Annotated in this window: 6 protein-coding genes; 4 read left to right on the top strand and 2 right to left on the bottom strand. The window is 64.9% G+C overall.

Annotation, left to right across the window (positions count from 1 at the left end; genetic code table 11):
- The first annotated feature begins 463 nt into the window (after positions 1 to 463).
- The 4 genes from H585_RS0112820 to H585_RS0112805 are packed head-to-tail and all read left to right on the top strand — an operon-like array spanning position 464 to position 5841.
- Positions 464 to 763 carry a helix-turn-helix domain-containing protein gene (locus H585_RS0112820; protein ID WP_244432543.1) on the top strand — a complete coding sequence of 100 codons (300 nt, stop codon included), beginning with the start codon at positions 464 to 466 and terminating at the stop codon, positions 761 to 763.
- Positions 760 to 2067 carry a type II toxin-antitoxin system HipA family toxin gene (locus H585_RS0112815; RefSeq protein WP_027368118.1) on the top strand — a complete coding sequence of 436 codons (1308 nt, stop codon included), beginning with the start codon at positions 760 to 762 and terminating at the stop codon, positions 2065 to 2067. Before H585_RS0112820 ends, H585_RS0112815 begins: the two co-directional genes overlap by 4 nt.
- 16 nt (positions 2068 to 2083) lie before the next feature.
- Positions 2084 to 3649 (top strand): tRNA uridine-5-carboxymethylaminomethyl(34) synthesis GTPase MnmE, encoded by a 1566-nt coding sequence (mnmE, locus tag H585_RS0112810; RefSeq protein WP_027368117.1) that lies wholly within the window; start codon positions 2084 to 2086, stop codon positions 3647 to 3649.
- Positions 3649 to 5841: an ATP-dependent helicase gene (locus H585_RS0112805; RefSeq protein WP_027368116.1), complete on the top strand. Its 2193-nt coding sequence runs from the start codon at positions 3649 to 3651 to the stop codon at positions 5839 to 5841. The genes mnmE and H585_RS0112805 overlap by 1 nt, the downstream gene beginning before the upstream one ends.
- A 48-nt stretch (positions 5842 to 5889) precedes the next feature.
- On the opposite strand, the gene H585_RS23415 is transcribed toward H585_RS0112805, so the two are convergent.
- Both H585_RS23415 and H585_RS0112795 read right to left on the bottom strand, forming a co-directional pair.
- Complete coding sequence (locus H585_RS23415; protein ID WP_138708189.1) at positions 5890 to 6231, bottom strand: hypothetical protein; 342 nt, start codon at positions 6229 to 6231, stop codon at positions 5890 to 5892.
- Positions 6218 to 7294 (bottom strand): aldo/keto reductase, encoded by a 1077-nt coding sequence (locus H585_RS0112795; RefSeq protein WP_027368115.1) that lies wholly within the window; start codon positions 7292 to 7294, stop codon positions 6218 to 6220. The genes H585_RS23415 and H585_RS0112795 overlap by 14 nt, the downstream gene beginning before the upstream one ends.
- Positions 7295 to 7371: the final 77 nt, after the last annotated feature.

Below are 7371 nucleotides of genomic sequence, written 5' to 3'. Positions count from 1 at the left end.
CGTTGACGGCGCAAGTGAATTGCGCCTACGCCTACGCGGCGGCAAGCCATGCCGACGCATGGCTTGCAGAGCATTTTCAAAAGCAAAATGCTCTAGACCTGAAATCTGCGTCCGCCCGGTTGCGTATCCTGGCGGTCTGCCTAGGCATGCCAGGGCGACAACCGCGCGGCGGCTGGGAACGATCCCGGTGTGTTGCCAGGGCGGCACTTATCAGCTGCCTTTGGGCGCGTAAGGCCTTCATCCAAGAGCGAAGATGCCGTCTCCGCCGACTGACGCTTGCTGTTTGTCCAGTATACCGGTCCTATTTAGGTTGCTGGTGACTATTAACGGACATTGCTGACAGCAAAGCTTGACGTGATAAAAATGTCCTATATATTATACATAAGCTTAGTCTTGGAGTAATATAGCGGACATGCGCAGCCTCGCTGTACAACAATTGCCGCCTGATCTCGAAGAGGCGCTGGTGAAAGTCGGAGCCGACATCCGACGCGCCCGGATCCGTCGCGGCATCACGCAGGCGGACCTCGCCAAACGGGCGATGGTCAACCGCAAGACCATCATCCAGATGGAAAAGGGCTCGCCCGAGGTGGGCATGGGCATTCTGCTCAGGACGCTCAATGTCCTGGGCATCGACGAGCGCTTCAAGGACCTTGCCTCGCCGGAGTTGGACAAGGTAGGCCAGGCTCTTGAGGCCCGCAAATTGCCGAACCGCGCCAGCAAGCCCAAGCGGCTCGCCGATATGCTGAAGAAAGGACGCAAATGAGTACCGAGAATGGAGCCTATGTCTTCGTCTGGCGTTCCGGCGGATTCGTGCCGGCCGGAGTGCTCTACATGGTCGAAGAGGGCGAAGAGGTTCTGCAGTGCCGCTTCCAGTACGAGCCGGACTACCTGCGGCGCAAGGACGCGGTCCCGCTCGATCCCATGAGCTTGCCCTTGTCCGTGGGCGAGACCATTGTGGACAGCCCGACCGGCTTCAGGATTTTTCCCTCCTTTCTGGACCAGATGCCGGATGCCTGGGGGCAGAGGGTTCTCGGGGCCGTTGCCGCGGAAAAGAACATTCCGCTGACCTATTTCGACCTCATCGTTTCCGGCGCCAAGGACCGCATCGGCGCGCTGGCCTATGGCGACACGCCTGACGGCCCGCGCTGGGATTACCCTCTGCAGCCGGGATTCATGGAGATCGCCGAGTTGGACCTGGAGACGCTCCTCGATGCGGCCGAGCGCTTCCAGGCCGAGGGCTTCCATGACCTTCCGCGCATTTGCAAGGAATACCTGGCCACGGGTTCGTCCGTTGGCGGTGCCCGGCCCAAGTCGCTGTGCATGCATTGCGGCCGGCATGCGGTGGCCAAATTCAAGGCAGCGGGCGATGATTTCAACGTTTGCCGGGTCGAATACGCCACCATGCGCCTTGCCGCAGCGCTGGGCCTGAGTGTGCCCGAGGTGAGCCTTGTCAGTTTGGACAATGGGCAGAGCAATCGGGACATCTTCATCGTGGAGCGCTTCGACCGCAGCGGCGGCGACCGCGTGCACATCATCTCCGCCGCCACCGCCATCCGGGCCTCGACCGGCCTGGTCAAGCTCGGCACCTACAGCTACCAGGGCATTGTCCAGGCGCTGAACGTGCACGGCTCGCCAAGCCACCTGCAGGCCGACAGGATGGAACTCTTCAGACGCATGGTCTTCAACATGCTAGTGGCCAACGAGGACGACCACCTGCGCAACCACAGCTTCCTGCATGACGGGACAGGCTGGCGCCTTTCGCCGCTCTACGACGTGGTCCCGGGCTTCCACGGCCCCAGGCACCTCTACCTGTCCGCAGGGACGCAGGGCGGGCTCATGAGCCTGTCCAACGCCCTATCCAAATGCGAGGCTTTCGGGCTATACCGCAAGCAGGCCAAGGACATCGTCGGCGAGCTGGTGGCTGGATTCGTGGACTCATGGGAACGCATTTTCCTGGAAGCCGGGGTTCCGCCGGCGGACATGAGCCAGCTCCGGCGGCTTTTCGACTGCGCCCGCTTGGCCGAACGGGAAACAGATCCCGAAGCACGCGAACTGCTGCCGCGGTAGCGCAACTAACGCCAGAATGCGCCACGACACCGATACTCAAGATATACAGGACACAATAGCTGCCATCGCCACTCCGCCCGGCCAGGGCGGAGTAGGCATCGTGCGCTTGAGCGGATCGGACGCCAGACGTATAGGCTTGGCCCTGTTCCGCGCCACCAGCCCGGCGTTCCGCGACTTCACCCCGCGCATGCTTCACCACGGCGCGATCCTGGACGCCCAGGGCAGCCCCATCGACGAGGCCCTGGCCGTACTCATGCCCGGACCGCGCTCGTACACGGGCGAGGATGTGCTGGAGCTGCACTGTCACGGCAGTTCGGCCGTACTGCGCGAAGTGCTCGACGCAACGCTTGCGCTCGGCGCGCGGCTGGCCGAGCGGGGCGAATTTACGCGTCGAGCCTTCCTGAACGGTCGGCTGGACCTGAGTCAGGCCGAGGCCGTGGCCGAGCTCATTGCCGCGCCGGACCGCGCCGCCGCGCATCTGGCGCGCACGCGCCTGGCTGGCCTGTTGGGCGAGCGGGTGCGGGCTTTGCGCACGCGCCTGGAGCATTTACGCGCCGCCTTGTGCGTGGCCGTGGATTTTCCCGAGGACGAGGTGGACTGTCTTGCGCCCGAGGATTTCCTGTCCGGTGTTCGGGCCGTCATGGCCGAGGTGCGCGGACTGCTGACGTCCCACGAACGCACGCGGGCTTTCCGCGAGGGCGCGGTGGTCGTCCTCGCGGGCCCGGTCAACGCAGGCAAGTCGAGCCTGCTGAACGCGCTGCTCGGCCGCGAGCGGGCCATCGTGTCCGACACGCCGGGCACCACGCGCGACTGGCTGGAGGAGTCCATCTCCCTGGACGGCCTGCCCGTGCGCCTGGTGGACACGGCCGGCTTGCGCGAAACAGCTGACGCCGTGGAGCTGGAAGGCGTGCGCCGTAGCCGCGAGTTGCTGGAACGCGCGGATCTCGTGCTGCTCGTGCTCGACGGCGGTCAACCCGCCGACCCTGCCGCCCTCGCCCTGGCTCACGAAGTCGGCCCGCAACGCTTGCTGCTCGTACTGAACAAGATCGATCTCGCGCCCGAGCTCCCTGACGAACCTGGGGAGGGCATTGCCCTCCCCAGACCCCACCCACCAGGGGCGGACGCGCCCCTGGACCCGCGCACTCCGGGCGCTGATCGCCCGGAGTGTGTGGAGGGCAGACCGGTTCTGGCGGCAGAGGACATGAAAATGGGGGGGGACCGGGGGGAATTATTCCCCCCGGCCGCCGGAGGCATTCTTCCTCTTCCCGCCTTGCCCGTGTCGGCGCGTACGGGCGCGGGCATCGAGGCGCTGACGGCGACCTTGCGGCGCAGGCTGGCCGAAGCCGCTGGCGGCGAGCCGCAGGCCGGCGAGCTGGCCCCCAACGTGCGGCAGGCTCAGGCCATGTGCCAGGCTCTGGACGAGCTTGAGGCCCTGGCTCTCGACATCGAGGCCGCTGTGCCCTACGATCTGTTGAGCGTGCGGCTGGAGACTGCCTGCATGCGCCTTGGCGAAATCACCGGCGAGATAGCTCCCCAGGATGTGCTGAACGCCGTCTTCGACACCTTCTGCATCGGAAAGTAATGCCAATCGACTTCACGCGGGAATTGAATCCGGCCCAGTGCGAGGCCGTGCAGGCTCTTGAGGGGCCGGTGCTGGTCATCGCCGGCGCCGGCAGCGGCAAAACGCGCACCATCGTCTATCGTCTGGCCCACTTGGTGGAGCAGGGCGTGCAGCCCGAATCCATCCTGCTGCTGACCTTCACGCGCAAGGCCGCCCAGGAAATGCTGGCGCGAGCCTCGCTGCTGCTTGACCATGGGCTGACCGGGGTCAGCGGCGGCACGTTCCATTCCTTCGCCTACGCCCAGCTCAGGCGGCATGCGCAGCTTTTCGATCTGAAGAGCGGCTTCACGGTCATGGACCGCGCCGACGCACTGGATGTCCTCGGCCAGGCCAAGGACTCCCTGGGCCTCGGGCGCACCGAGCGCTCCTTCCCCAAGAAGGAGACCATCCTGGAGCTGATCGGCAAGTCGCGCAACAAGGAGACGGATCTGGAGAGCGTGCTGCAGCAGGAGTCCTTCCACCTGATGCCCTACCTGGAAATCCTGGGCAACATGGCCAAGGGCTACCAGGCCATCAAGCAGCGCCACGGGCTCCTGGATTATGATGATTTGCTGTTCGTCTTCGAGCGGCTGCTGACGGAGCGGGAGGATGTGCGCGAGCGGCTGCGCGAGCGTTTCCGCTACATCATGGTGGACGAGTACCAGGACACGAACAAGGTCCAGGCCCGGCTGGTCAAGCTCATGGCCGGCCTACAGGGCAACGTCATGGCCGTGGGCGACGACGCCCAGTCGATCTACGCCTTCCGCGGCGCCAGCGTGGCCAACATCCTGCGCTTCCCCAAGGAGTACCCGGGAGCTTTGGTCATACGGCTGGAGCAGAACTACCGCTCCACGCAGCCCATCCTGGACCTGGCCAACGAGGTGCTGCGCCACGCGGCCCACAAGTTCGACAAGCATCTGTTCACCGAGCGCGAGGACGGCCCCAAGCCGATGCTCGTGCGCACCCTGAGCGACGCCACCCAGCACCAGATCGCCATGTCGCTCATCGCCGATTTGCAGAAGAAGTACGCCCTGCACGAGATAGCAGTGCTCTTCCGCGCCGGCTACCAGTCCTATGGGCTGGAGGTGCAGCTCAGCAAGCTGGGCATCCGCTTCCAGAAGTATGGGGGCATCCGTTTTTCCGAGGCCGCGCATATCAAGGACGCCCTGGCCTACCTGCGCCTGGTGGTCAATCCTTCGGATCTGCCTGCGTGGCAGCGCGTATTCAAGCATGTCAAAGGCGTGGGGCCCAAGACCGCCCAAGGCCTGTTCGAGGCGGTCATCTCCGGCAACGAGGCCCACGTGGCCAAGACGCGCAAACGCTTCCCCGAGTTGACCGAGCTGTTCGGGCTGCTGGACGGCCTGCGCGCCAGACGGCCCGCTCCCCTGGCAGCGCTTGACGAGGTCATGGCCTGGTACGGGCCTATCCTCATCCGCGACTACCCGGATGATTATCCCAGGCGGCAGCAAGGCCTGGAACAGCTGGCGCGCATCGCAGCCAACTACCCTGACTTGGAGGCCTTCCTGGGCGACCTGACCCTGGAGAATCCCGAGGACAACAGCCGCGAAGCGGCTCACGACGCGTTGGTGCTGTCCACCATCCACTCGGCCAAGGGTCTGGAGTGGAAGGCCGTGCTCATGCTGGATTTGGTGGAGGACCGCTTCCCTTCGCGCAAGGCCATGCAGCGGCCAGAGGATTTGGACGAGGAGCGCCGGCTCATGTACGTGGCTTGCACGCGGGCCAAGGATTTTCTGGCCCTGTTCGTGCCCGAGACGGTCTATATGCGCGGTCTGGAGCGCAGCGAGCCGACCCGGCCCAGCCCCTTCGTGCTGGAGATGGAGCCGTCCAGCTATGAGGAGTGGCGGGAGAACTTCTCGGGCGGCTTGGCCCGCGCCGGGGGCGGAGCGCCCATGGGCCGTAGACAGGCTCTGGACCAGGCCTTCGGGCGGCCGTCCGGTTCCGTCCGCTCAGCTGCGCCGGAATTCGCCGCTGGCGGCGATGCGCAGGCGAACAGCAACGGCATCCGCAACACCAAGCTCGGCTTCTGCACGCACCGCGTCTACGGCCGGGGCAAGATCATCGCCGAGGCCGCGCCCGGGAAATACCGCATCAATTTTCCCGGTTTCGGCATCAAGACCATCCTGGCCGAATACCTGACCCTCGAAGACGCCTGATCCAGAAGGCAAGCCTTGCGCCCCGACCGGGGCGCACATTCCCTATTGTCAGCAGCCGGGCTGCCCCGGATGGCCGCAGCAGGCCTGGCGCTTGCTGAAACGCAGCGAGAAGTTGCGCGCGATGAGCCGCAGCTTCTCGCGCAGCGGCATGGGCTGGCGCAGATTGTCCAGAGTGGCCTTGAGAGTCGGGCGTTGCGTGGAGCACATGTCGTTTCTCCCGGCTTGCGGCCGCTTGCGCCAGTTATCCGCACCACCTGGGCGGCCAGCGCACAAGTTGCGCAGGTCCAGGGGGTCGCCTTGTTTCAGATAGGGGCTCTGGCGGGTGGTGTTCGGGAAGGAACGAGCCGCTCTGGCAGGCAACGCCCTTCCCGATTCTTCATACTCCGACATTGCCTAGCCATTCCTGGTGCTTGGCCGTGCCGTCGAACTCGAAAGTGGTCTTGAACGGCTCGTAACGGCCGCTCATGGCCACCTGTTGCGTGCGGGACAGAAGTTCGGCGAGCTGCTCCCGGCTCATGGGCTTGAAGCTCCTGGCCGCCTGCAAGGCCTGTTGCAGGATTTCCATGCTCTCGATACCCGTGATGACCGTGGATGTGGGCAGGCTCATGGCGTAGTGCAGGCATTCCGTGGCCGAGGCTGTTTTGGTCTTGAGAATGTAGGCCTGGGCCAAGGGCTTCATGCCCAAAGGGGCGATGCCGTTGCGCACGAGCAGCGGCAGCACTTCATGCTGGAAGCTGCGGAAGTGCGCGTCCAGGACGTTGAGCGGCATCTGCACCGCGTCGAAGCGCACCCCGCGCTCGGCGGCCATTTCCAGCATGCGCCGGTGCACGAAGGGGTCCTTGTGGCCGGTGAAGCCGATGTAGCGGACCTTGCCGGCTTTCTGGAACTCCAGCAGCGCCTCCATGGCTCCGCCCTCGGAGAAAACAAGATCCGGGTCGTGCGGGCGGATGACCTCGTGCACCTGCATGAGGTCGATGCGGTCCGTGCGCAGGCGGCGCAGGGATTCCTCCATCTGGCTGGCGGCTGTCTTTCTGTCGCGGCCGTCGAACTTGGTCATGAGGAAGACCCTATCGCGATAGCCGTCCTGCAGGGCCTTGCCCATGAGTTCTTCGCTGCGGCCGTCATGGTAGTCCCAGCAGTTGTCCATGAAGGTGATGCCGTTGTCGATGGCCGCGCGCATGAGGCGGATGCTGTCCTGATCGTCCTTGATGCGCCCGATGTGGTGGCCGCCGAGACCGAGGAGCGAGATGAGTTCGTCCTTGTCGCCGAAGCGGCGATAGACCATGTCGCCCTTGCGGACGGTCTGGGGTGGTGCGCTTGGCGAGTCCGCTCCGGAACCAAGGTTGGGATTGGAACCGGCGGCCGGCCCCGCGCCGAAAGCGCTCGAGGCCGCCAAGCCCGCGGCCATTCCCGTGGCAGATAGGGTCAGGAAGTCACGTCGGTTGATGGCCATGCTGCCTCCCACCTGCTTTTACGCCGGTTTACGGCTGGTTGCGCCAGGCATGCGCCGGGCCATGGACCAGCCTACCC

This window comes from Desulfocurvibacter africanus subsp. africanus DSM 2603 (genome assembly GCF_000422545.1).
Classification (GTDB): domain Bacteria; phylum Desulfobacterota; class Desulfovibrionia; order Desulfovibrionales; family Desulfovibrionaceae; genus Desulfocurvibacter; species Desulfocurvibacter africanus.
This window is presented reverse-complemented; position numbering and strand designations above follow the sequence as displayed.

Excerpts from the sequence above, each read along its gene's own strand:
- H585_RS0112815 (WP_027368118.1), top strand. The coding sequence starts at position 760 with ATGAGTACCGAGAATGGAGCCTATGTCTTCGTCTGGCGTTCCGGCGGA.
- mnmE (WP_027368117.1), top strand. The coding sequence starts at position 2,084 with ATGCGCCACGACACCGATACTCAAGATATACAGGACACAATAGCTGCC.
- H585_RS0112805 (WP_027368116.1), top strand. The coding sequence starts at position 3,649 with ATGCCAATCGACTTCACGCGGGAATTGAATCCGGCCCAGTGCGAGGCC.
- H585_RS23415 (WP_138708189.1), bottom strand. The coding sequence starts at position 6,231 with ATGTCGGAGTATGAAGAATCGGGAAGGGCGTTGCCTGCCAGAGCGGCT.
- H585_RS0112795 (WP_027368115.1), bottom strand. The coding sequence starts at position 7,294 with ATGGCCATCAACCGACGTGACTTCCTGACCCTATCTGCCACGGGAATG.